The organism is Burkholderia crassaminum (genome assembly GCF_964265005.1).
In the GTDB taxonomy this organism is placed as follows: domain Bacteria; phylum Pseudomonadota; class Gammaproteobacteria; order Burkholderiales; family Burkholderiaceae; genus Burkholderia.
In genome coordinates this window covers 2,495,020-2,517,521 of sequence record NZ_OZ183800.1, presented here as the reverse complement: position 1 = coordinate 2,517,521, position 22,502 = coordinate 2,495,020, and the positions used below count along the sequence as shown (strand labels likewise).

The 22,502-nt window shown below is 68.1% G+C and carries 20 protein-coding genes; 11 read left to right on the top strand and 9 right to left on the bottom strand.

Annotation, left to right across the window (positions count from 1 at the left end; genetic code table 11):
* The 3 genes from ACPTTF_RS28250 to ACPTTF_RS28240 are packed head-to-tail and all read left to right on the top strand — an operon-like array spanning position 1 to position 3,814.
* Complete coding sequence (locus ACPTTF_RS28250) at positions 1–1,467, top strand: O-antigen ligase family protein (RefSeq protein WP_166954219.1); 1,467 nt, start codon at positions 1–3, stop codon at positions 1,465–1,467.
* Positions 1,464–2,648, top strand: coding sequence for a glycosyltransferase family 4 protein (locus ACPTTF_RS28245; RefSeq protein WP_423369099.1), 1,185 nt, complete (start codon positions 1,464–1,466; stop codon positions 2,646–2,648). Before ACPTTF_RS28250 ends, ACPTTF_RS28245 begins: the two co-directional genes overlap by 4 nt.
* Entirely contained in the window at positions 2,648–3,814 is a 1,167-nt protein-coding gene (locus ACPTTF_RS28240) for a glycosyltransferase family 4 protein (protein ID WP_166954215.1), read from the top strand. Before ACPTTF_RS28245 ends, ACPTTF_RS28240 begins: the two co-directional genes overlap by 1 nt.
* Positions 3,815–4,124: 310 nt before the next feature.
* On the opposite strand, the gene ACPTTF_RS28235 is transcribed toward ACPTTF_RS28240, so the two are convergent.
* Positions 4,125–5,360 carry an MFS transporter gene (locus tag ACPTTF_RS28235; protein ID WP_423369098.1) on the bottom strand — a complete coding sequence of 412 codons (1,236 nt, stop codon included), beginning with the start codon at positions 5,358–5,360 and terminating at the stop codon, positions 4,125–4,127.
* 153 nt (positions 5,361–5,513) lie between these two features.
* On the opposite strand from ACPTTF_RS28235, the gene ACPTTF_RS28230 reads away from it, so the two are divergent.
* Complete coding sequence (locus ACPTTF_RS28230; RefSeq protein WP_423369097.1) at positions 5,514–5,984, top strand: winged helix-turn-helix transcriptional regulator; 471 nt, start codon at positions 5,514–5,516, stop codon at positions 5,982–5,984.
* Between the two features lie 68 nt (positions 5,985–6,052).
* Positions 6,053–6,988 carry a hypothetical protein gene (locus ACPTTF_RS28225; protein WP_423369096.1) on the top strand — a complete coding sequence of 312 codons (936 nt, stop codon included), beginning with the start codon at positions 6,053–6,055 and terminating at the stop codon, positions 6,986–6,988.
* Positions 6,989–6,998: 10 nt separating this feature from the next.
* Here ACPTTF_RS28225 and ACPTTF_RS28220 read toward each other — a convergent pair whose 3' ends face one another.
* The 3 genes from ACPTTF_RS28220 to ACPTTF_RS28210 all read right to left on the bottom strand — a co-directional run bounded on the left by ACPTTF_RS28220 (position 6,999) and on the right by ACPTTF_RS28210 (position 9,872).
* On the bottom strand, positions 6,999–8,447 hold the full coding sequence (locus ACPTTF_RS28220; protein ID WP_423369095.1) for an MFS transporter: 1,449 nt from the start codon (positions 8,445–8,447) through the stop codon (positions 6,999–7,001).
* Between the two features lie 274 nt (positions 8,448–8,721).
* Positions 8,722–9,495 (bottom strand): helix-turn-helix transcriptional regulator, encoded by a 774-nt coding sequence (locus tag ACPTTF_RS28215; RefSeq protein ID WP_166954042.1) that lies wholly within the window; start codon positions 9,493–9,495, stop codon positions 8,722–8,724.
* 35 nt (positions 9,496–9,530) lie between these two features.
* Positions 9,531–9,872 (bottom strand): FKBP-type peptidyl-prolyl cis-trans isomerase, encoded by a 342-nt coding sequence (locus tag ACPTTF_RS28210; RefSeq protein ID WP_027791040.1) that lies wholly within the window; start codon positions 9,870–9,872, stop codon positions 9,531–9,533.
* A 581-nt stretch (positions 9,873–10,453) separates the two neighbouring features.
* Here ACPTTF_RS28210 and ACPTTF_RS28205 point away from each other — a divergent pair.
* The gene (locus tag ACPTTF_RS28205; protein ID WP_423369094.1) at positions 10,454–11,371 is read left to right on the top strand and encodes a metal-dependent hydrolase; all 918 of its coding nucleotides are present in this window, start codon (positions 10,454–10,456) and stop codon (positions 11,369–11,371) included.
* Between the two features lie 455 nt (positions 11,372–11,826).
* Positions 11,827–13,299 (top strand): sigma 54-interacting transcriptional regulator, encoded by a 1,473-nt coding sequence (locus tag ACPTTF_RS28200; protein WP_423369897.1) that lies wholly within the window; start codon positions 11,827–11,829, stop codon positions 13,297–13,299.
* A 28-nt stretch (positions 13,300–13,327) separates the two neighbouring features.
* Here ACPTTF_RS28200 and ACPTTF_RS28195 read toward each other — a convergent pair whose 3' ends face one another.
* Positions 13,328–13,714 (bottom strand): GtrA family protein, encoded by a 387-nt coding sequence (locus ACPTTF_RS28195; protein WP_423369093.1) that lies wholly within the window; start codon positions 13,712–13,714, stop codon positions 13,328–13,330.
* 1,130 nt (positions 13,715–14,844) lie between these two features.
* Positions 14,845–15,627, bottom strand: coding sequence for an ABC transporter substrate-binding protein (locus tag ACPTTF_RS28190; protein ID WP_021156310.1), 783 nt, complete (start codon positions 15,625–15,627; stop codon positions 14,845–14,847).
* 234 nt (positions 15,628–15,861) lie between these two features.
* Between ACPTTF_RS28190 and ACPTTF_RS28185 the strand changes: the two genes are divergently transcribed.
* Together ACPTTF_RS28185 and ACPTTF_RS28180 are read left to right on the top strand one after the other, a co-directional pair.
* Positions 15,862–16,281, top strand: coding sequence for an MbcA/ParS/Xre antitoxin family protein (locus tag ACPTTF_RS28185; RefSeq protein WP_423369092.1), 420 nt, complete (start codon positions 15,862–15,864; stop codon positions 16,279–16,281).
* Between the two features lie 2 nt (positions 16,282–16,283).
* On the top strand, positions 16,284–16,979 hold the full coding sequence (locus ACPTTF_RS28180) for an RES family NAD+ phosphorylase (protein WP_048022260.1): 696 nt from the start codon (positions 16,284–16,286) through the stop codon (positions 16,977–16,979).
* A gap of 448 nt (positions 16,980–17,427) precedes the next feature.
* Here the strand turns inward: ACPTTF_RS28180 and ACPTTF_RS28175 are convergent, their stop codons facing one another.
* Positions 17,428–18,159 carry a metallophosphoesterase gene (locus ACPTTF_RS28175; protein ID WP_423369091.1) on the bottom strand — a complete coding sequence of 244 codons (732 nt, stop codon included), beginning with the start codon at positions 18,157–18,159 and terminating at the stop codon, positions 17,428–17,430.
* Positions 18,160–18,296: 137 nt separating this feature from the next.
* Between ACPTTF_RS28175 and ACPTTF_RS28170 the strand changes: the two genes are divergently transcribed.
* A complete protein-coding gene (locus ACPTTF_RS28170) occupies positions 18,297–18,950 on the top strand; it encodes a DUF1345 domain-containing protein (RefSeq protein ID WP_423369090.1) in 654 nt (217 codons plus the stop codon).
* A 24-nt stretch (positions 18,951–18,974) separates the two neighbouring features.
* On the opposite strand, the gene ACPTTF_RS28165 is transcribed toward ACPTTF_RS28170, so the two are convergent.
* Entirely contained in the window at positions 18,975–19,643 is a 669-nt protein-coding gene (locus ACPTTF_RS28165; RefSeq protein WP_423369089.1) for a glutathione S-transferase, read from the bottom strand.
* Between the two features lie 139 nt (positions 19,644–19,782).
* Complete coding sequence (locus tag ACPTTF_RS28160) at positions 19,783–20,490, bottom strand: SAM-dependent methyltransferase (protein ID WP_423369088.1); 708 nt, start codon at positions 20,488–20,490, stop codon at positions 19,783–19,785.
* Between the two features lie 306 nt (positions 20,491–20,796).
* Here ACPTTF_RS28160 and ACPTTF_RS28155 point away from each other — a divergent pair, with 306 nt between their 5' ends.
* The gene (locus ACPTTF_RS28155) at positions 20,797–22,449 is read left to right on the top strand and encodes a DUF3459 domain-containing protein (RefSeq protein WP_423369896.1); all 1,653 of its coding nucleotides are present in this window, start codon (positions 20,797–20,799) and stop codon (positions 22,447–22,449) included.
* Positions 22,450–22,502 lie beyond the last annotated feature (53 nt).

Here is a 22,502-nt window from a genome sequence, read left to right as displayed (position 1 = left end):
ATGAGTACGATTGCCGCCGAACGCGCACCGTCGCGCAACCGCAGCTGGCTTCCCGAGCCGAAGCACTGGGTCGGGCAGGCCGGGCTGTGGACGTTTACCGCCGCGCTGATCGCCATTCACCAGGGCAAGGTGCTGACGCTCGCGTTTCCGGTGCTGGCCATTGCCGTCGGCATCTGGCTGTATTTCAAGAGTCCGGCGCGCTACGTCGGCTTCATGTGGTGGGTGTGGTTCCTGAGCCCGGAAGTGCGGCGTCTCGCCGACTGGTCGAAGGGCGCGTTCACGCCGACGAGCCTGATCCAGGTCGCGCCGCTCGCGGTGACGATGATCGCCGGCCTGGGCTTGATCCGGCATTACCGCGTGCTCGCGCAGCGACGCGGGATCCCCATCCTGCTGATGCTGTTCGGGCTCACGTACGCGTACCTCGTCGGGATCGTGTCGAGCGGCGTGATGGCCGCGACCTATGACCTGGCGAACTGGGTGTATCCGGTGCTGATCGGTTTCCACATCATGGTCAACGCGCGCGACTATCCCGAGTACCGCGACGTGCTGCTGTCCACGTTCATGTGGGGCATGCTCGTGATGGGCCTGTACGGCGTCGTGCAGTACTTCGTGATGCCGCAGTGGGACGTGCTGTGGATGATCGGCTCCGACATGGGTTCGCAGGGCGAGCCGGTACCGTACGGCGTGCGCGTGTTCAGCACGATGAACTCGTCCGGGCCGTTCGCGTTCGCGATCATGGGCGCGCTGGTGTTCGTGTTCGCCGCGCCGCAGAAGATCCGCTGGTTCGCGGGGGCGGCCGGCTTCGTGTCGTTCGCACTGTGTCTCGTGCGCTCGACGTGGGGCGGCTGGGTGATCGCGCTCGCGATCCAGCTCGCGCAGTCGAACAACCGCGTGCGGATGCGGATCCTGATCAGCGGCGTCGTGCTGGTCGGGCTGTGCGTGCCGCTCCTGACCGTCGGGCCGGTGGCCGATCGTCTCGGCGCGCGTTTGCAGTCGATCACGAACCTGAAGGACGACCGCAGCTACGACGACCGCAACAAGTTCTACGCCACCTTCGCGCAGACGGCGTTCACCGACGTCGCCGGCGAAGGGATGGGCGCGACCGGCGCGTCCACGAAGCTGTCGAGCGACAGCGGCGAACTCGGCAAGTACGGCAGCTTCGACAGCGGCGTGATGAACGTGCCGTTCGTGCTCGGCTGGCCCGGCACGCTGCTGTACCTCTCCGGCGTCGTGATGCTGTTCGGCCGCACGCTGCGCGCCGCGTTCAAGCTGCGCAAGGACAAGTTCGTCGGCGCGTGCCTGAGCCTGTGCCTGTCGACTTTCGCGATGCTCGTGTTCACGAACTCGCTGATCGGCACGGGCGGCCTGCTGATGTTCACAGCCATTTTTTCGATACTAGCCGCGGCGCACTGGCAAAAGGCACAACGCCTGCTGGCCGCCGCGCGTTCACGGGGAGGCGACCATTGAGAATCGCGATCGTCACGCACGTCGTGCGACATAACGACGGGCAAGGCCGCGTCAATTACGAAATCGCGCGCGCGGCGCTGGCCGAGAACTACGAGGTCACGCTGGTCGCGTCGCACGTCGCGCCCGAGCTGCTGGCCGACCCGCGCGTGCGCTGGGTGCCCGTGAAGGTCGGCGGCTTCTGGCCGTCGAATCTCGTCAAGCAGCAGGTGTTCGCGCTGAAGAGCGCGGCCTGGCTGCGCGCGCACCGCGACGAATACGACGTGCTGCACGTGAACGGCTTCATCTCGTGGATCAAGGCCGACGTGAATACCGCGCACTTCGTGCACGGCGGCTGGTTCAAGAGTCCGTACTATCCGTTCGGACCGACGAAGGGAATCTGGTCGGCTTACCAGTACGTCTATACGCGCGTGAACACCACGCTCGAGCGCTGGGCGTACAAGCGGTCGCGCGCGATCACGGCCGTGTCGCAGAAGGTGGCCGACGAGATCGCCGGGCTCGGCATCGACAGCCGCAAGATCAGCGTGATCTACAACGGCGTCGACGGCAGCGCGTTCGCCGGTGCGCAGGCCGACCGTGCGGCGTTCAAGCTGCCGGACGACGCGTTCCTGCTGCTGTTCGTCGGCGACTTGCGCACGCCGCGCAAGAACCTCGGCACCGTGCTGAAGGCGCTGACGAAGCTGCCGGCGAACGTGCACCTTGCGGTGGCCGGCTATCTGCCCGGCAGCCCGTATCCGGAAGAAGCGCGCGCGCTCGGCATCGATTCGCGCGTGCATTTCCTCGGCCTCGTGAAAAACATGCCGACGCTGATGCGCTCGGTCGACGCCTACGTGTTCCCGTCGCGCTATGAAGCGATGAGCCTGTCGCTGCTCGAGGCGATGGCGGCCGGACTGCCGGTCGTCACGGCGCGCACGGCGGGCGGCGCGGAAATCATCACGCGCGAATGCGGGATCGTGCTGGAGGACCCGGACGATCCGGCCGCGCTCGCGCAGGCGATCGGCTCGCTCGCGGCATCGCGCGACACCTGTCGCGCGATGGGCGAAGCAGCCCGCGAACTGATGACCCGTTTCGGCTGGGCGCATATGGGCGCCCAGTATGTGGCGCTTTACCGGCGCATCGGCCAACCCACGCAGCCGTCCGCCTTCGAGCGGGTCGAGCATGCAGTGACGCAGGAGCAATCGTAATGTCCCACTCTTCCCGGCCGATCAAATCGTTGCAGATCGGCATGCACTGGTTCCCCGAACGTGCGGGCGGCCTTGACCGGATGTACTACTCGCTCGTCGGCGCGCTGCCGGGCGCGGGCGTTGAGGTGCGCGGGCTCGTCGCCGGCTCGCCGAAGGTCGCCGACGACACGGGCGGTGCGATCCAGGGCTTCGGCCCGGCATCGGAGCCGCTCGCACGGCGGATGCTCGCCGCGCGGCGCGCGCTGCGCGAGGAGATCCGCAGCGAGCGGCCGGATGTGATCTCGTCGCACTTCGCGCTGTACACGTTTCCGGGCCTCGACGTCACGCGCGGGATTCCGCAGGTGTCGCACTTCCAGGGGCCGTGGGCCGACGAAAGCCAGGTCGAGGGTGCCGCGTCGCTCGGCCAGCGCGCGAAGCGCTATCTCGAACAGACCGTTTATACGCGTTCGTCGCGGCTGATCGTGCTGTCGCAGGCGTTCGGACAGATCCTGACGAACCGCTACGGCATCGATCCGTCGCGCGTGCGCGTGATTCCCGGCTGCGTCGATACCGCGCAGTTCGACACGCCGCTCACGCCCGGCGAGGCGCGGCACAAGCTGCAACTGCCGCAGGACCGGCCGATCGTGCTGGCCGTGCGCCGGCTCGTGCGGCGCATGGGGCTGGAGGACCTGATCGACGCGATCGGCCTCCTCAAGCACCGTCACCCGGACGTGCTGCTGTTGATCGCCGGCAAGGGCAAGATCGGCGAGGAACTGCAGCAGCGCATCGATGCGGCAGGACTGCAGGACAACGTGAAGCTGCTCGGCTTCGTGCCCGACAACCATCTCGCGGCGCTGTACCGCGCGGCGACGGTCAGCGTCGTGCCGACGGTCGCGCTCGAAGGCTTCGGGCTGATCACCGTCGAATCGCTCGCGTCCGGCACGCCCGTGCTGGTCACGCCGGTCGGCGGGCTGCCGGAAGCGGTGGCCGGGCTGTCCGACGATCTCGTGCTGCCGTCCACGGGCGCGGACGCGATCGCGGAAGGGCTCGGAGCCGCGCTGTCGGGTGCGATCACGCTGCCCGACGAGGCTGCGTGCAAGCGCTATGCGCGCGATCATTTCGACAACGCGGTGATCGCGCGGCGCGTTGCCGGCGTGTACGAAGAGGCGATCGAGGCGGCAGGCTGAGCGCCCGCGGCGCGCAACCTGCGCGCTGAACCGGAAGCCGAACCGGAAGCCGAACCGGAAGCCGAACCGGAAGCCGAACCGGAAGCCGAACCGGAAGCCGAACCGGAAGCCGAACCGGAAGCCGAACCGGAAGCCGAACCGGAAGCCGAACCGGAAGCCGAACCGGAAGCCGAACCGGAAGCCGAAGCCGAACCGGAAGCCGAAGCCGAAGCCGAAGCCGAAGCCGAAGCCGAAGCCGAACCGGCGCGCATACGCGGCCGGTTCGCGCGCCGGCCGGCCCGCTCCACGCGACGCGCGGCACCGGCACGCATCACGCACGCCTGAGCGTGGCGGCCCAGACACCGAGCGCCGCCACGCTCACGACCGCGCCGAGCACGCAGACGCCCGTCCATCCGGCGCGCGCATACATCATCGTCGAGGCAATCGCGCCGAGCCCGCTGCCGACCGAATAGAACAGCATGTAGCAGCCGACGAGGCGTGCATGCGCGTCGGGCCGCGCGCCGAGAATCATGCTCTGGTTGACGACGTGGACGGCCTGCCCGCCGATATCGAGCAGCACGATGCCGACGATCAGCCATGCAATCGACGTAGCGCCGAACGCGAGCGGCAACCATGAGCACGCGAGCAGCGCGAGCGCGACACCGGTCGTCGCTTCGCCGCGCCCGCGATCCGCGAGCCGGCCCGCGCGGGCGGCGGCGGCCGCGCCCAGTGCGCCGACGAGGCCGAATGCGCCGATCTGCGTATGCGACATCGCATGCGGCGGTGCGCTCAGCGGCAGCACCAGCGCGCTCCAGAAGATGCTGAATGCCGCGAACATCAACAGCGCGATCGCGCCGCGCACGCGAAGCACGCGTTCACGGTGCAGCAGCGACACCATCGATCGCAGCAGCGCCGCGTAGCCGATGCGCTCGCGTGGCCCGTTTTCGTCCGGCAACAGTCGCAACAGCACGACGAGCATCGCGATCGCGAGCGCGCCGGATACCAGATAGACGGCTCGCCAGCCCGCGATGTCGGTGACGACGCCGGCCAGCGAACGCGCGGCCAGCAACCCGACCACGACCCCGCCTTGCGCGGCCCCCACCACGCGCCCGCGTTCGCCGGCGCCCGCGAGCGCGGCCGAGCACGCGATCAGCCCTTGCGTCATCGCGGTGCCGAGCAGCCCGACCGCGACCATTCCTGCCAGCAGCGCGATGCGCGTCGACGATGCGGCGACGCCGATGCAGGCCGCCGTCAGCAGCAGAAGCTGCACGGTGATCAGGCGCTTGCGGTTCAGCAGATCGCCGAGCGGTACGACGAACAGCAGCGCGAGCGCACAGCCGAGCTGCGTCGCGGTGATGACGCCGCCGACGGACGCCTGCGACACGCCGAAATCCCGCGCGATCGAGTCGAGCAGCGGCTGCGCGTAGTAGACGTTCGCGACGCTGGCCGCACTGCAGACGGCCAGCAACGCGACGCGCGCCGTGGACAGGTTGCCGACAGCGGCCGGATGTGCGGCATGCGCAGATGCGTTCGATGCAACGGTGCCGGAATGACAGGAAGACTCCATGGGTTTCCTCGTGCAAAGTAGTTGCAAATTGAAACTTGTGTGAGTGTAGGAAAAGTAGTTTTAAAATGCAACCTGTTGTGCGGCGGGCGAGATGTCCGTGCACGGATGGCCGGTGTTGCCGCGAAGGCGGCCGGCGCGATTGCGGAGAGGGACATGGCCAGGCAGAAAAGTCTTGCGGATTCGCCGTGCCCGGTGGCGCGGGCGACCGATATCGTCGGCGATCGCTGGGCATTGCTGATCGTGCGCGATGCGTTCGACGGGGTGCGCCGGTTCGGCGATTTCCGGGCAAGCCTCGGCGTCGCGAGCAACATCCTGTCCGACCGGCTCAGGATGCTGGTGGACGCGGGCGTGTTCGACGTCGTGCCGGCGTCGGACGGCAGCGCGTATCAGGAGTACGCGCTGACCAAAAAGGGCGAGGGGCTGTTTCCGGTGATCGTGATGCTGCGGCAGTGGGGCGAGGCGAACCTGTTCGCGCGAGGCGAGCCGCATTCGGTGCTGGTCGATCGCCAGACGGGGCGCGCGATCCGCAAGCTCGCACTGCGGCACGACGACGGCCGGCCGGTGAAGGCGGGCGAGATGGTCGTGAGGAAGGTCGGCGACGAAGCGGGTGCACCGCGGCGATGAGCGTCGTGCGCGACGGCTACGCGCTCGGATAGACTGTCGCGATCGTCGTTGACCGGAGCCGCATCGTCATGTCCCACCCGCTGGATTCCGCCGGCTATCGGCTGCTGCTCGACCTGCAGCGGCGCATCCACGACCACTGCGAGCGCGAGGGCGCCGAGGACGGGCACGACCATGCCGACCCTGCGGAACCGCTGTGGCAGACCGATTTCAACCATGTCACCGTCGCGCCGATGCGGGCGGGGCTGCACGTGCGGTATTTCGGCGGCGCCTGGGAGGAACCGTTCGACTGGACGCTGCAATGTCTGGCAACGCGGGACGTCGCGGATCTCGTGACCGACCTCGCGTTCAGCAGCCTCGACGAAGGGGCGAACGGCACGCTTGAATGGGATTTCGGTCCGTTGCTCGATTCGGATGCGCGCTTCCCGATGCTGCGCTCGCTCTATGTGCGGCCGACCGAGCCGGCCGATCACAACCAGTCGATGATCGTGCGTCGCGACCTGATCATGCAGGAGGGCGGCGAGATTGCCCGCTTCGCCGCGAAGGCGCCGTTTCTCGCCGAACTGACGGTGCCGAATGCACCCGATGCGCGTTTCTTCGACGTGCCGCTTGCGCATCTCGGGCGGCTGCGTATCGGTGGCGGAGACGACACGCAGCGGTTCATCGATCGTCTGGCGGACAGCGACAACCTGTCGTCGCTCGGCTGGCTCGATTTCTCCGAGTCGACCGCATTGCATTCGACCTGGAAGCGCGATCGCGCTGCCGGCAGCGTGACGTCGTTCGACGCGTACGAGCGCTTGCTGAAGAGCCGCGCCGGCCAGCGGCTCCACACGCTGACGCTGAGAAACACCTGTCTCGATCGGGAAGCGCTCGAAGCGCTGCAGGCCCTGCATCCGCGGCTGTCGTTGATGGTGATCCAGGCCGGCAGCGGCGGTTACGTGAGTCACTTCAAGGGCAACGTGTTTCCGTGGCGTCACCTGATCCAGCGCGACCCCGGCGACGCGTGACCGCACCCGGTCAATCGGCCGCCGGCACGGCCTGACGCACGGGCGATGCGCCGCGATGCGCATCGGGCCGCACCAGCGTCGCGAGCAGTGCGGCGGTGACCAGCAGCGCGACCGACACGGCTGTTTCGATCCGCAACCCGTTCACGACCTGCGCCGCGGCGCCGCCGCCGGCGAGCGCGCCGAACGCGGCCACGCCCATCGCGCCGCCGGCCTGCCGCGCGGTATTCAGCACGGCCGACGCGATGCCGGCCCGTTCGGGCGCGACCGACGCGAGCACGGCGGTCGTCATCGCCGGCACCGCGAAACCCATGCCCGTCGGAATCAGCAGGAACGGCACGAGCAGGACGGCCAGCGGCGTCGACGCATCGATGAAATGCAGCGATCCATAGCCGAGCGCGGCGACGAGCGCGCCTGCCAGCATCGGCGCACGCGGGCCGTGACGCGCCACGACGCGGCCGCTCGCGAGGTTCGACAGCAGGAAGCCGCCCGTCAGCGGCAGGAACGCGAGGCCGGCCTGCAACGCCGATTCGCCGCGTGCGCGCTGCAGGTACAGCGCGAGCACGAACACGGTGCCGTAGTACGTGAGGTTCACGCAGATCCCGAACAGCACGGCCGCGCTGAACGTGCGATGTCGGAACAGCGACAGCGGCAGCATCGGCGTGGCCGTACGCGCCTCCACCGCGACGAATGCGAGCGCGGCGAGCGCCGCCAGCGCGAACCCGCCGGCGACGACCGGATGCGTGAAGCCGAGCGGTCGCCATTCGATCACGGCGCCGGTCAACGCGGTCAGCATTGCAATCGCGATGAACTGGCCGCGCAGGTCGAGTGCGCGGACGGAACGGGATGGCGCGCCCGGCGTCGTCGCTACGCGGTGCGCAGGTACCCACGCAAGGGCGGCCGCCAGGCCGGCTGCACACAGCGGCAGGTTCACGAGGAAGATGCCGCGCCAGCCCCACGCCGCGATCAGCAGACCGCCGACGACGGGGCCGGCCGCGATCGAAATCGAGCCGGCCGCCGTCCACCAGCCGACGGCCCGCGCGCGCAGGTGCGGGTCGTGCCGGCACGCGTCGTTGAGCAGCGCAAGCGAATTGGGCAGCATCGCCGCGGCGCCGACGCCTTGCAGCGCGCGCGCCGCGATCAGCATCGCGGGCGCACTCGCGGCGCCGCACGCGAGCGACGCAAGCGCGAACAGCACGAGGCCGGCGATGTACAGGCGGCGCGCGCCGAAGCGGTCGCCGAGTGCGCCGCCCGACAGCATCAGTACCGCGAACGCGAGCGTGTACGCATCGACGACCCACTGCAGGCCGGCGACCGGCAGGTGCAGGTCGCCGGCGAGATGCGCGAGCGCGATGTTGACGATCGTCACGTCGAGCTGCGTGACGACGAAACCGGTGCTGACGGTCGCGACGACGCGGGCGAGTGCGGGCGGGAAGGCGGAGGAGGGGGTGGTCGTATCCATGCGTCAATCGTAGGGCGCGGCGGCAGGCGATGTTTCAGCGGGACGTGAAGCGTCGAAGCGTCGGAGGCGAAGCGGCGGAGCGGCGAGCGGGAACGAAGCGGGAACGAAGCGGGAACGAAGCACGAACGAAGCACGAACGAAGCGTGGCGAAGCAGTGGCAAGCCGGAACGAAACGGAAACGACGAATGCCACGGCCGGGCTGGCGCGAACGCGGTTTGCCGAACCGTGCCGCTACGTACGTCGATGCGTGCTCAGCGCGGGAGCAAGGCTTTGCTCAATGCCGCTCGCCGCGCCAGCGTCCCGGCGCAACGCCGAAGCGTTTCGTGAACGCATGCGTGAACGTGCTTTGATCCGCGAAGCCGACCATCCCGGCGATATCGACGAGCGGATATCGGCCGTCCGCGAGCAGGATGACGGCCGCGTCGAGCCTGAGCCGCTGCAGGTAGCGATGCGGCGTTTCGCCGAACGCATCGACGAACAGCTGATGAAAGCGGCGCATCCCGTAGCCGCAGTGCGCGGCGAGATCGGCGATGCGCAGCGGCTCGGCGAGCCGTGCGCGCAGCCAGCGGTCGATGCGCGCGAAATCGAGGCCCGATGCGGGCGCGGCGATGTCGCGTTCGTCGAGCAGTGCGCCGCACAGCCGGGCGGCGGCCTGCCACTGGAAGCGGTGCGCGGCCGCGTGCGGTACGTCGCCGGCGGGCGCGTCGAGTTGCGCGGCCGCTGCCGCGATCTGCGCGACCAGCGACGTCAGTGCCGGATCGATTGCCACGGCGCGCGCGCTGTCGAACAGCCGCTGCGGCACCGCGAGTGACGCGAGGGGAAGATTGAGCACGAGCTGGCGATTTTCGCCAAGGCCCGCGTAATCGTGGCGTGCGCCGGCCGGAACCAGCCAGGCGCTGTGCCGGTCGAGCCGCTGGCTGACGCCGTCCACCGCCATCACCATCGCGCCGTCGATGCCGAGCACGATCTGGTGAAAGTCGTGCACGTCCGACGCTTCGAGCGCGTCGTAGCGTTGCAGCGCGACGGTGGGGGACGGAAGGTGCGCCATGGGGCGGGGTGTCAGCCGGCGGCTCGTGTGCCGTGTCAGATGGCGAGCAGTTCGACTTCGAACACGAGCGTCGCATTCGGCGGAATCACGCCGCCTGCGCCGCGCGGGCCGTAGCCGAGTTGCGGCGGGATCGTCAGGCGACGCACGCCGCCGACCTTCATGCCCTGCACGCCTTCGTCCCAGCCCTTGATGACCATGCCGCCGCCGAGCACGAACGCGAACGGGTCGTTGCGATCCTTGCTCGAATCGAATTTCTGACCGTCGGTCAGCCAGCCCGTGTAGTGGACGCTGACGGTCTGGCCGGCTTGCGCTACGTCGCCGGTGCCTTCGGTCAGGTCTTCGTATTTGAGGCCCGATTCGGTCGTGATGACAGACATGACTTCTCCTGAAAAAGGATGGGTAAAACCGCTATTGTAGGCGAGCACGCAGCGGGCCGCCGCTCATGGCTTTCGGCCCGTCGTGCGCGTATCGCGGACGGCTGAAGGCTGTCGTGGCCGCGATCGCCGGAAATGCAAATGGAACGCGCGTTTGAATTTCCAGCGAACCCCGCGGCCGAGGTTGCACCGCGCGAGTGCGACGCGTGTATGAATCGGTGCTACCGGAGCGCCTGGCCGCACGCCGCACAGGGTTGCCGGATGCTGCAAAACGCCCTCCACACGGGGCTTCCGGACCACCGCTGCGATACGGCGTCGGCCGCTGCGAATGGCTCGCGTGCGGTCACGCGCGTTCGAATCCGGCCCTGTCCGGATGCTGTTCAAACGCCGCTTTTTCCGCCTTTTCGACCGTGCCCTGTTTGGAAGCGCGCATCTACCGCGCGGCTTGCGCGCGCCGCCGCGGGCGGCCTATCTTTACAGCTGTCGATGTCAAGATTTTGGCGGTGCGCGACGCGCCGCCCGGGCCCGCGCCGGCCGCGTCGGACGACGTGCCGGGCCGCGCCGGAACCAGGAGAACGATGAACATGAAGTCAGCCGCTTCCGCCACCGCAGCCGGGATCATGCCGGTGCGCCGCGACCTGCGCTTCGACCTGCCGGTCGAACGCGCGAAGGACTGGCATGGCCTCGGGTCGCACGTGACCCATTTCTTCAATGCGCTGTCGCTGCTGTTCCCGGCCGGCGAGCGCTTCTTCATGGATTCGGTGCGCAACTATCGCGACCGGATCGACGATCCCGTGCTGAAGCAGCAGGTGCTTGGCTTCATCGGTCAGGAGGCGATGCACACGCGCGAGCACATCGAGTACAACGAGCTGATGCAGGCGAACCACCTGCCCGCGCGCAAGCTCGACCAGCGCGTGTGGGCCGTGCTCGGCTACATGAAGCGCAAGCTGCCGCATTCGGTGCAGCTCGCGCATACGGTCGCGGCGGAGCACTACACGGCGATGCTTGCCGACTGGCTGCTGCGCGACCCGACGCGTCTCGAAGGCTCGGTCGAGGGCTACCGCCAGATGTGGATCTGGCACGCGCTCGAGGAAACCGAGCACAAGGCCGTGTCGTTCGACGTATGGAACGCCGCGATGGCGCCGGGGCTGCGTCGTTACCTGATCCGCATCGGCGTGTATCTGCTGACGACACTGACGTTCTGGCCGACCGTGTTCCTGATGCACGTGACGCTGCTGTGGCGCGATCGTGGCGCCGGCCATCACGTGCGCGGCATGCTGCGGATGGTCGCGTTCCTGTACGGGCCGCGCCGCGGGCTGTTCCCGCGCATCGCGGGCGAATGGCTGAGCTTCTTCCGGCCAGGCTTCCATCCGTGGGATCACGACAATCATCACCATCTCGCGCGGGTCGACGCGCTTGCCGCCACCTACGGCGAACACGGCGGCACGCCGGCCGGCCGTGGCCGTGCGAACGGGCCGGCGCCGCTCGCATCGGGCCGTTGATACCGCGCGCTGCGCCAGCGTGCTCGGTATCGGGCCGAGCATGTTGCGTTCCTGCATCAGCCGGCTTCCTCTGACGATTGATCGAAATCAATTTGAACCGCCCGCGGGGGTATCCCGCTGGCCGGTCGACCGCTTGCGCACCCATGCGCGGCCGAGCCGACCCTGCGTGCGCCGAATCGCCCGCGAACACCGCGCGCCAGTACCGGCGTGGCTTTGCGCGTCGCACTGTCGCCCGTTCACCGCTCGCGCCTCGCACGCCACCGGGATAACACCCATCTAGCCGGGCGCCGGCCGCATCGATATACCGTTCATGACGATGTCCACCTCACGTGCGATTCATGCACGTGGGGATTTTATTCGGACGGAAATGCGGCCAATATGTCGGTTCGATCGAGGTCCGTCGCACGCGACAGCGAGCCGGGGCGCGCGATACCAATGCCAAGCGGGGAACAACGATGGTTGCTAGGTCACCTGACGCAAACGGGCAGGCGGTGTCGGAGATGACGCATGTGTCCGTCACCGCTCCCGAGGACGGACGCAAGCTGTTCGTGATCATGCGTTCGCCTGACGAGCCGTTGCTGGCGCAACTGCGCGGGCTGGGCTGGGAAATCTCGGTCGCGAAGACAGCCGGCGCCGCGCAGAACATGACGTCCGGCGTGAGCGTCGCCGCCGGGCTGGTCGATTTCACCGGGTTCACGTCGCGCGACTATCCCGCGTTGAAGGCGTGCCTGAGCCAGCCGTCGATCGGCTGGATTTCCATCGCCCAGGCGGGCATCACGATCGGCCCTGCCGTGCGCGAGCTGATCCGCAGCTATTGTTTCGACTACGTGACGCTGCCGCTGCCTTACGAATGGATTTCGCACGTGCTCGGCCATGCGCGCGGGATGGCCGCGCTCGATCGCGTCGATGGCGCGGCCTATGCGGCGTCGATCGGCGAACACGGGATGATCGGCAACTGCGAGGCGATGCAGCAGCTGTTCAGCACGATCCGCAAGGTCGCGAAGACCGACGCGAGCGTGTTCATCTCGGGCGAGTCGGGCACCGGCAAGGAGCTGACGGCGCTCGCGATTCACGAGCGTTCCGGCCGCGGCAAGGGGCCGTTCGTCGCGATCAATTGCGGCGCGATTCCGCATCACCTGCTGCAGTCGGAACTGTTCGGCTACGAGCGCGGCGCGTTCACCGGCGCGAACCAGCGGCGCGCCGGCCGGATCGAATCGGCGAACGGCGGCACGCTGTTTCTCGACGAAATCGGCGACATGCCGGTCGAAAGCCAGGCGAGCCTGCTGCGCTTCCTGCAGGAAGGGAAGATCGAGCGGCTCGGCGGGCAGGAATCGATTCCGGTCGACGTCCGGATCATCTCGGCGACGCACGTCGATCTCGACGGTGCGGTCGAGGCCGCGCGCTTTCGCGCGGATCTTTACCACCGCCTGTGCGTGCTGCGCATCCACGAGCCGCCGCTGCGCGCGCGCGGCAAGGACATCGACATCCTCGCGCACTACGTGCTGCAGAAGTACAAGGCCGACAGCGGCCGCAAGATCAGCGGCTTCACGTCGGCCGCGCTCGACGCGATGCGGCGCTACGAATGGCCCGGCAACGTGCGCGAGCTGATCAACCGCGTGCGGCGCGCAATCGTGATGGCCGAGAGCCGGCTGCTCACGCCGCACGATCTCGGGCTCGATACGCCGGGCGAAACCGAACCCGTGACGCTCGAACAGGCGCGGGCGCTCGCCGAGCGCACCGCGATCGAGAATGCGCTGCTGCGCAACGATCACCGGATCAACAAGGCCGCCGCTGAACTCGGCATTTCGCGCGTGACGCTCTACCGGATGATGATCGAACACGGGCTGAACGATCATGACAACAACGGTGACAACGGCGGGCACGACGGCGCGCCGTCCGGCGACGCAGGGCATCAGCGGGTCGGCTGAGCGCTGCACGTGTGACGCGTGAACCGGTTCAGCGATAGGTCCAGAGCCGGTGCAGCACGAACGTGACGGGCGGCACGCACAGCACGACCGCGACGACGCTCCACGCGCGTGCCAGCCCGAGCGTCTCGGTACCGTGCGCAAGCAGCATCGTCACGACGAGGCCGGCCATCGCGACGGCGAGAAAGCGCACGAAGTTGCCCCACGTCACGGGCGACGAAAAACTCCACAGCGTGTTGGCGAGATACGAGAACGCGGTCGAGCAGGCGAACGCGACCGCGTTCGCGATCACGGGCGTCGCGTCGAACAGTGCGAACATCGCGGCCGCGATCAGCGCATGCAGCGCGGTCGAACCGAGGCCCGACACACCGAAGCGTATCAATCTGGCGCGTTCGGCGGCATCGAGGGTGCGGATCATCGGGGCGATCGTTCGGGCGGTGTGGCGGCGTGTGGAGCGGTGTCGTGGGGCGCGGCATTCGCCGGCAAAAGGCACCGATGCGAACATGGCAAACGCCGGTTTCGCAGTATAGCCGTGCGGTCCGCCGGCCCGGCGCCGGCCGATGGATGGCGCGCACAACCTGCGGCTCGCGTGCTGCCGGCGGCATGTAAAGCGCATGAAACATTTCGCTTCGGCAGCCACGCAATTTTGCGTGGCAAATCGGGGTGAACGGCCGGCCGCGCATCGGTAAAAATGCCGCGCTTCATTGTTCAGCCTTATCCGGCAAGGCAGGGCCGCCACGCGGCCGGTGCGTGCCGCGCGCCGCGTGTTTCAGTTTCGTAACTTCCCGCATTCGGCACCCGTTGCGGCCGCCACGCTGCCCGGTCAACCCCTTGTCCGGACGGGCTTGCGAGAAGCTGGCCCGCTCCTTGCGGAAGTGGACGTGCGAAAGTCGACGATGCACGGTCCGTCCGGTTCGGCAGCGAACCCTGTCAGTACCGGCCAGGACACAGTCCGCGGGGATGCGGCGGCGGAGCGCGGCACGGCAGCCGCGTTCCGGCGAGCACGGAGCGTCGTCACCTGATCGTCGGGGCACCGGCCTCGTCCGGTTGCCGGAACAACCATCAGACTGATACGGGGTAGAAAAATGAACGATCGCCACACGCCGCGGCCGGCAGGCCGCGATCGCAGTGAGTCGGGACATCGTCGGTCGAACGTCGTTCTCGCAGCCGGCCGGCATGCATCGACAGGCCATCTCTCCGCGCCCGGTGCGAGGCGGATCCGGCTGATTGCCGGTCATCCGCGCCGGGTCGGCACTTTCCTGCACGCGGATCCGATCCGCAAGGGCATGTGCGCACGGGCGCCGGTACCGCGACGCCCGCTCTTCGCATACTGACTGAAGCCGCACGATATCCGTTCGCGCCGGGCATCGTCCCCGCGAACGATCAATCTGCAATCCGAAAGAAGCGCGAAGCGACATGCCGCGCATACGGCGGATGATGCATTCGATGTGACGGCAAACGGCGTCATGCCGTTGCCGTCCGGTGGTGAGGGGAGGGGCGGTCGGACGCGCGCGACGGGAGTGGCGCCCGTACGCGCGCGACGCCGTTTCAGCCGCCGTAGATGTCGAAGTCGAAGTATTTCGACGCGAGCCGCTTGTAGGTGCCGTCCTTGACCATGTCGAGGATGGCGCCATCGATCTTCGCCTTCAGGTCGGTGTCTTCCTTGCGCAGCCCGATGCCGGCGCCGATGCCGAGCACCTTCTCGTCGACGAGCTCGGGGCCGACGAACGTGTAGTTCGCGCCGCGCGACGATTTCAGGAACCCGATCGCGGCCTGCACTTCGTCCTGCAGCGCCGCGTCGAGGCGGCCCGAGGTCAGGTCCGCGTACACGCCGTCCTGGTTCTGGTAAGACACGACGTTTGCGCCTTGCTTGCCCCAGTACGCCTTGGCGTACGTTTCCTGCGTCGTGCCCTGCTCGACGCCGATCGATTTGCCCTTCAGCGATTCGGCCGTCGGCAGCAGTGGCGAGCCCTTCTTCACGACGAGCCGCGTCGGCTGGTTGTAGATCTTCGTCGTGAAGCCGATCTGCTGCGCACGCTGCGGCGTGATCGACATCGACGACAGCACCGCGTCGAACTTCTTCGCCTTCAGCGCCGGAATCATCCCGTCGAAATCATTCTCGAGCCACACGCACTTTGCCTTCAGGCGCGCGCAGATCTCGTTGCCGAGGTCGATGTCGAAGCCGACGAGCTTGCCGTCGGGTGCCTTCGACTCGAACGGCGCGTAGCTGGCATCGGTGCCGAAGCGGATCGTGGTCCAGTCCTTCGCGACGGCGGGGCCTGCGGATACTGCGAGCAGGGCGATCGAAACAGCGGCAATCAGTCTCTTCATGGTGCGTTCCTTGGCGGGGTGCTTCCGGTTTCTGTGCGACACGGTTTCACGGACCCGAACCGCGTCAGCGCGCGGTGTCCGCATGGCCATTAACGCAGAAAATAAAATCAGAGTCCAGAATGGACAAAAAATATCGTTTTGTCGGATGCATGGCATGGTCGCCGGGTGTCGACCCTTGCAAAAATACGAAAATGGACTAATCTTGTTAGTAGATTCATTTCGAGACTAACGATCATGTCACAGCCCGCCTACGAATCGCATTCCGCCCCGCCGCAGGCTTCGATCGCGCAGATGTCGGCGGCCGGCCTCCGCGCGTTTTTCAACATCGCGCGCGACTGGGAACTGACGATCGACGAGCAGATCGTGCTGCTCGGGTCGCCCGGTCGTTCGACGTTCTTCAAGTGGAAGGCCACGCCGGAATCGGCGCGGCTGCCGCGCGATACGCTCGAGCGGCTATCGCTGCTGCTCGGCATCTACAAGGCGCTGCAGATCCTGCTGCCGCAGCCGGCCGCGGCCGATGCGTGGGTCAAGCGGCCCAACGACGCGGCGCCGTTCGGCGGCAAGCGCGCACTCGACCGGATGCTCGCCGGCAACGTCGGCGACCTGGTCGCCATCCGGCAATATCTCGATGCGATGCGAGGTGGCTGGGCGTGACGATGCCGATCCAAGCACAACAATGGCCCACGACCGCGGTCGACTGGGCGCCTGCCTATCGCGTGATCCCCACCCGTTTTCCGGCGATCAACCTGTTCGACCGCGTTGCGTCAGCGGACGATTTCGACGCGCTTTACGCGCTCGAATCGCTGACCAACGACCGGATTCGCAACGAAGTCGGCACGCTTGATCTCGTGCCGCCCGCCGAGCGTCGCTACGGGCAGGGCTGGGGGCCGATCATGGCCGCGTTCACGCACCTGAATCCGCAGGGCAGCCGTTTTTCCGATGGCAGCTATGGCGTGTTCTACTGCGCGCGCTCTCGCGATACGGCGATCGCCGAAACGCGTTATCACAGCGCGCTGTTCCTGGCGGCGACGAAGGAGCCGCCGATGCGCCAGCAGATGCGGCTCTACACGGTGATTGCGCAAGGCGACGTGGCCGACGTGCGCATGTGGCCGAAACGCGATCCGGCGTTGCTGCACCCGCTCGACTACAGTGCCGGGCAGGCGCTCGGTCGCGCGGTGCGCAATGCCGGCGGCGCGGGGATCGTCTATCCGTCGGTGCGGGATCCGCGCGGCGAGTGCCTGGCGGCGTTCCGCACCGCGCTGCTGCGCGACTGCCATCACGCGGCGTACCTCGAATACAACTGGAACGGCTCGGCGGTTGACGCGGTGTTCGAACTGAACCAGGTCGGCTAGTGTCCGCCCGCGGGCGTCAGGGCGTCAGGGCGTCAGGGCGTCAGGGCGTCGGGGTGTCAGGGCGTCGGGGTGTCAGGGCGTCGGGGTGTCAGGGCGTCGGGGTGTCAGGGCGTCGGGGTGTCAGGGCGTCGGGGTGTCAGGGCGTCGGGGTGTCAGGGCGTCGGGGTGTCAGGGCGTCGGGGTGTCAGGGCGTCGGGGTGTCAGGGCGTCGGGGTGTCAGGGCGTCAGGGCGTCAGGGTGTCAGGGTGTCAGGGTGTCAGGGTGTCAGGGCGTCAGGGCGTCAGGGCGTCAGTGTGTCAGTGTGTCAGTGTGTCAGTGTGTCAGTGTGTCAGTGTGTCAGGGTGTCAGGGTGTCAGGGTGTCAGGGTGTCAGGGCGTCAAGGTGTCAAGGTGTCAAGGTGTCAAGGTGTCAAGGTGTCAGGGCGTCAAGGCATCAGGACATCAGCGCATCAAGGCAGCGGCCAGTCGCCCGCCTGGCGTTCGCGCGCTTCGGCCTGCGTCATCGACCAGGTGCGCCCGGTGCGCGGCTCGGCGAGCGTGAGCCGCCCGGCCGGTGCGAACGCGCCCGTGTCGACGAACCACTGCGCGCCGATCCGCTGCGGTGCGCGCACCGGCGTGTGCCCGGTGCAGGTCAGCGACAGCCCGGCCTGCCGCGCCGGATCGGCGAGCCCCTGGACGAGATCGCGGCCCCAGATCAGCCGTTCGCGCACGTCGTGCGAATAACTGCCCGTGTCGAGATCGGCGTCCGAGCCGAAGAATTCCGCATGCAGCACGTTGAAGCGCCCGGGGCCGTCGCCGATCACGCGCACCAGCGGCAGCGCGTCGACGCGTGCCGCATGCGCGTGCAGCCGTTCCGGCGGCAGGTCGGCGCCCCAGTCGCCGCCGATCCCGCGCCACGCGTCGGGCGACAGCTTGCCGCGCGCCACGAGGCTCAGCACTTCCTCGTGATTGCCGCGCACGACGTGGCACCACGGGCGGTCGAGCAGCTCGAGCGTGGTTTCGGATGCAGGGCCGCGGTCGACGAGATCGCCGACCGAGAACAGGCGGTCGCGAGCCGGATCGAAGCGGATGTCGCGCAGCAGGGCGCGCAGCACGTCCACGCAGCCGTGCAGGTCGCCGACGACGAAGTCGCGGCCGGCCGTGTTCGCGGGATGGCGGCAGAGGGGGGCGGTGGCAGTCATCCCATTATCTTAGGCGCTCGTGCCCATCGCCACGTCACGATGGAATGACGATAATCGGGGCAGTACCCGCCGGCGCGGCGTAGCGGGCTGTCCCGCGCGCCGGTCGAACCCTTTCCATCCGCTTTCGGAATCACACGATGACGTTTTATCCGCAGGTATTACGCAACCGGCCGCGCATGGTTGCGGCATTCGTCGCCGGCGTGCTGTGCGCGCTGCTGCTGCCGTTTCCGCTGCGTCCGACCGTGCGTGCGCTGATCGGCTGGGATGGCGCGATCTGGCTGTATCTCGTGCTGATGTGGGTGCGCATGGTCACCGCGCACCACCACAAGGTGCGCGAAATCGCGATCCGCGACGATGAAAACGCGACGACCGTACTCACGGTCATCTGCATCGCGACCGTCGCGAGCGTCGCCGCGATCGCGATCGAGCTCGCGACCGCCAAGAGCGTCGGCTTCCGCGCGGGGCTCGGCCATTACGCGATCACGGGCGCGACGCTGTTCGGCGCGTGGTTCCTGATCCCGACGATTTTCACGCTGCACTATGCGCGGCTCTATTACGGCTCGCCGAGCGGCGATCGCGCGCTGCGTTTCCCGGACCGGAACCCCGAGCCCGATTACTGGGATTTCCTGTATTTCGCGTTTACGATCGCGGTCGCGTCGCAGACGGCCGACGTGTCGACGACGAACCGCTCCGCGCGGCGCTCGGTGCTCGCGCAGTCGATCCTGTCGTTCTACTTCAACATGGCGGTGCTCGGGCTGTCGATCAACGTCGCGGCGGGCCTGCTGAGTTGACGCAGGCCGGGCGCATTCGCAGCGTTACTTGAGCAGTTCGTACGGGCCGCCGCGTTCCAGCGCCCGCCGGTATGCCGGCCGCGCGTGGATCGCGTCGAGAAAGCGCGCGATCGCGGGATGCCGGCCGTCGCCCCCGCGCGCGGTCGCGGCTTCGAGCGGAAAGCTCATCTGGATGTCGGCTGCGCTGAAGCCGTCGCCGACGAACCAGCCGGTGCGGTTCAGCACGCCGTCGATATAGCCGAGATGCAGCGCGATCTGCGGATCGACGAAGCTCGACTGCAGTGTCGCGGCGATCTTGCGCGCGATCGGCCGTGCGAAGAACGGCATCGGCGCATGCGCGATCCGCAGCGCGACGAGCTTGAGCAGCAGCGGCGGCATCGCCGATCCTTCCGCGTAGTGCAGCCAGTACGTGTAGTCGTGCCGCTCGGGCGTGCCGGGCGGCGGAGCCAGGCGCCCGTTGCCGTAGCGTTCGACCAGGTACTCGATGATCGCGCCCGATTCGGCGTACGTGCGGCCGTCGTCGGTGACGACCGGCGACTTGCCGAGCGGATGGATCGCGCGCAACTCGGGCGGTGCGAGCATCGTCTTCGGATCGCGCGCGTAGCGCACGATCTCGTACGGCACATCCAGTTCTTCGAGCAGCCAGAGCACGCGCTGCGAGCGCGAGTTGTTCAGGTGATGGACGGTGAGCATGGCGACGCCGGAAGTGGGGGCGGGAACGACATCATACCCAGCGCGTGCGGCGCGCACGCGAAACGCTTCGCGTGCGGTGACGCGCCGCGTCTGGCCGACCGCGTCTAGCCGACCGCACCTGGCCGGCCGCCCCGATCCATCACGCGCGCCGCACCGCGATCCACGCACCCCAGAACAGGCTCGCGAAAAAGCGCAGCGGCGCGTCGAAGCCCGCCTCGCGCAGCAGGCCGAACACGGCTTCCTCGGACGCGGGCGGGTCGGCACCCTGCAGGATCTTCGCGAGTTGCGCACGCACCGCGTCGGGCGTCGCGCCTTTCATGCGCCAGCGCTGCTGCCATGCGTCGAGCAGGCGAGGGTGGTCCGCGTAGCGGCGATGGTTGCCGGCGAGCACGAGCGGCGCGCCGGGTTTCAGGCGTCGCGCGATCGCATTCAGCAGCGCCGCCTTCGCTTCGTCGCCCGGGACATGATGCAGCACGCCGATCAGCGTCGCACCGTCGAATGCAGGCGTGTCGGGCAACGCATCGACACCGTCCTCGACGAACACCGCGCGCGTGCCGAAGCCCGCGGCCTCGATGTTCGAGCGCGCGAGCGCGAGCATCGGCGCGGACGGGTCGACGGCAGTGAACCGCCAGCCCGGCTCGAGCGCGGCCGCCACGCAGATTTCCTGCCCCGTGCCGCCCGCGCCCGCGACGAGGATCCGCGCATCGGGTGCAGCGATGGCCGACGCGAGCATGCACGCGGTGAGTTCATGGCAAGCATCGTAGCCGGCGAGCGCGATGCGGGATTGCTCGGCGTATTCGTGTGCGCGTGACGGATCGAATTTGGCGGCACTGGCAGGAAGCGACATGGCAGGTTCCTCGGGGCGGGCGCGGACGACGTGTCCACGAGCATCGCGCAGAGCGTAAGCGTGCGCGGCCGGTGCAACAAGGCGAGCACACATTCCGGTATGCGGGCTACCCGCCTCGTCGGCCCGTGCGGATTGCGGGTTTTCCCGGGGTCGATTCGCTTTTAATAATGTCCGGGAACGATGCATCGGGGTGGCGAATCCGGCGCATACTCGGTTCTCTCCCCCCGCCTGGCCGTCGCATGCCGGGCCCCGATGTGCCGCGCCGCTGGCGCGGCCATGCCGCTCGGTACGCACGAGGAGCGCATGATGTCCGATTGTCCGCACGATCCGTATGCGCAGCACCACATTCACTGCTTGCCGTTCGGCGCACAGCCCTGTGGCGCGCTCTGCGCGACGCCGCGCACGCATTTTCGCGTGTGGGCGCCGGGTAGCGCGCAGGTCCAGCTCGAACTCGATACCGGCTTCGGCCCGTTGTTCGTCCCGATGGCGGCCGCCGGCACGAACTGGTTCGAAGTCTTTGCCGATTGTGGCGCGGGCGCGCTTTACCGCTATCGCCTCGACGATGCGGTATCGATTCCCGATCCCGCGTCGCGCTCGCAACCCGAAGGGCTCAACGGCCCGAGCGAGGTCATCGATCCGCGCGCGTTCACGTGGCGCAATACGTTCTGGCGCGGGCGCCCATGGGAAGATATCGCGCTCTATGCGATTCGCCCGCACGCGGTGGGCGGTTTCGACGCCGTGCGCCGGCGCCTGCCGCAACTTGCGCGCCTCGGCGTGACCGCGCTCGAGCTGCTCGCGTCGCCGCACGACAGCCTGCCGTTCGCGCCGCTTGCGGCCGAAGGCGGTCCCGACGCGCTGAAGGCGCTGATCGACGATGCGCACGGCTATGGTCTCGCGGTGCTGCTGGAGCTCGACTACGCGCGCTTCGGCAGCGGCACCGATGCGCTGCGCCACTACGCGGCGCCGTTCTTCCATACGCGCGACGACCCGCTGCAGGCGCCGCCGCTCGCGCTCGATCATCCGGAAGTCTGCGATTTCTTCTGCGACAACGCGCTGTACTGGATCGACGAGTACCGTTGCGACGGGCTGCGCCTGCGCGAAGCCGACCGGATCGGCGTGTCGTGGCTGCGTGAGATCGCGGATCGGGTGCGCGCGGCCGTGCCGGCCGACCGGCTCATCCACCTGGTACTCGGCAGCGAGCGGCATCCGGCGCATCTTGCCGATACCCATTTCGATGCGCAGTGGAACGGGTGCGGCGAACGCGCGCTGCATCGGCTGACGGGGCGCGACACGTCGGCTCATGAAGGCATTTCCGCGCACCAGTCGATCCACACGCTCGCCCGCGCGCTGACCGCGGCCGGGGCGGCGTTCCAGCCGGCCGGGTCGGGAGAGGGCATGGCGGCCGACAGCGGGCTGTCGTTGACGTCGCTGGTGCTGTCCGATGGCGCGTGGCGCGACAGCGGGCAGGGCGACCACGGGCAGGAGGCCGGTCTGGCCGCACTTGCGCTGTCGCTGCTCACGCCACAGATCCCGTTGATTTTCGATGAAACCGCGCGGGATGCCGATCGCGCGCATTTCGTCCAGTCGGCGCTGGCGGTGCGCGCAAAGCTGATCTCGCCGCGATTGTCCGATTGCCGGCCGCAGGACGCGCATGCGCTGAAGGCGGACGGTGACGGCGATGCCGACGCGCTGCTCGCGTCATGGCGTCTTGCCGACGACGAGACGCTCACGATCGCGTTGAACCTGTCGCCCGATGCGGTGCCGTTCGATGCCCCGAGAGGGCAGGTCGTGTTCGAGACGCCGGCGCGAGCGCGCGACCGGGTCGATGAAGGGGAGTTGCCGCCGTATTCGCTCGTCGCGTGGCTGACGGGTGACGTCAACCGGTATGCGCTCACGCACGACGCGCGTCGCATCGACGACGGTGCCTGGCGCGGATGGCGTCCGAACCTGAACGCATGACGACGTGAGCGGGTAAGAGACCGTACGGCCGGGCGCATCCGGGCCCGGCTGCA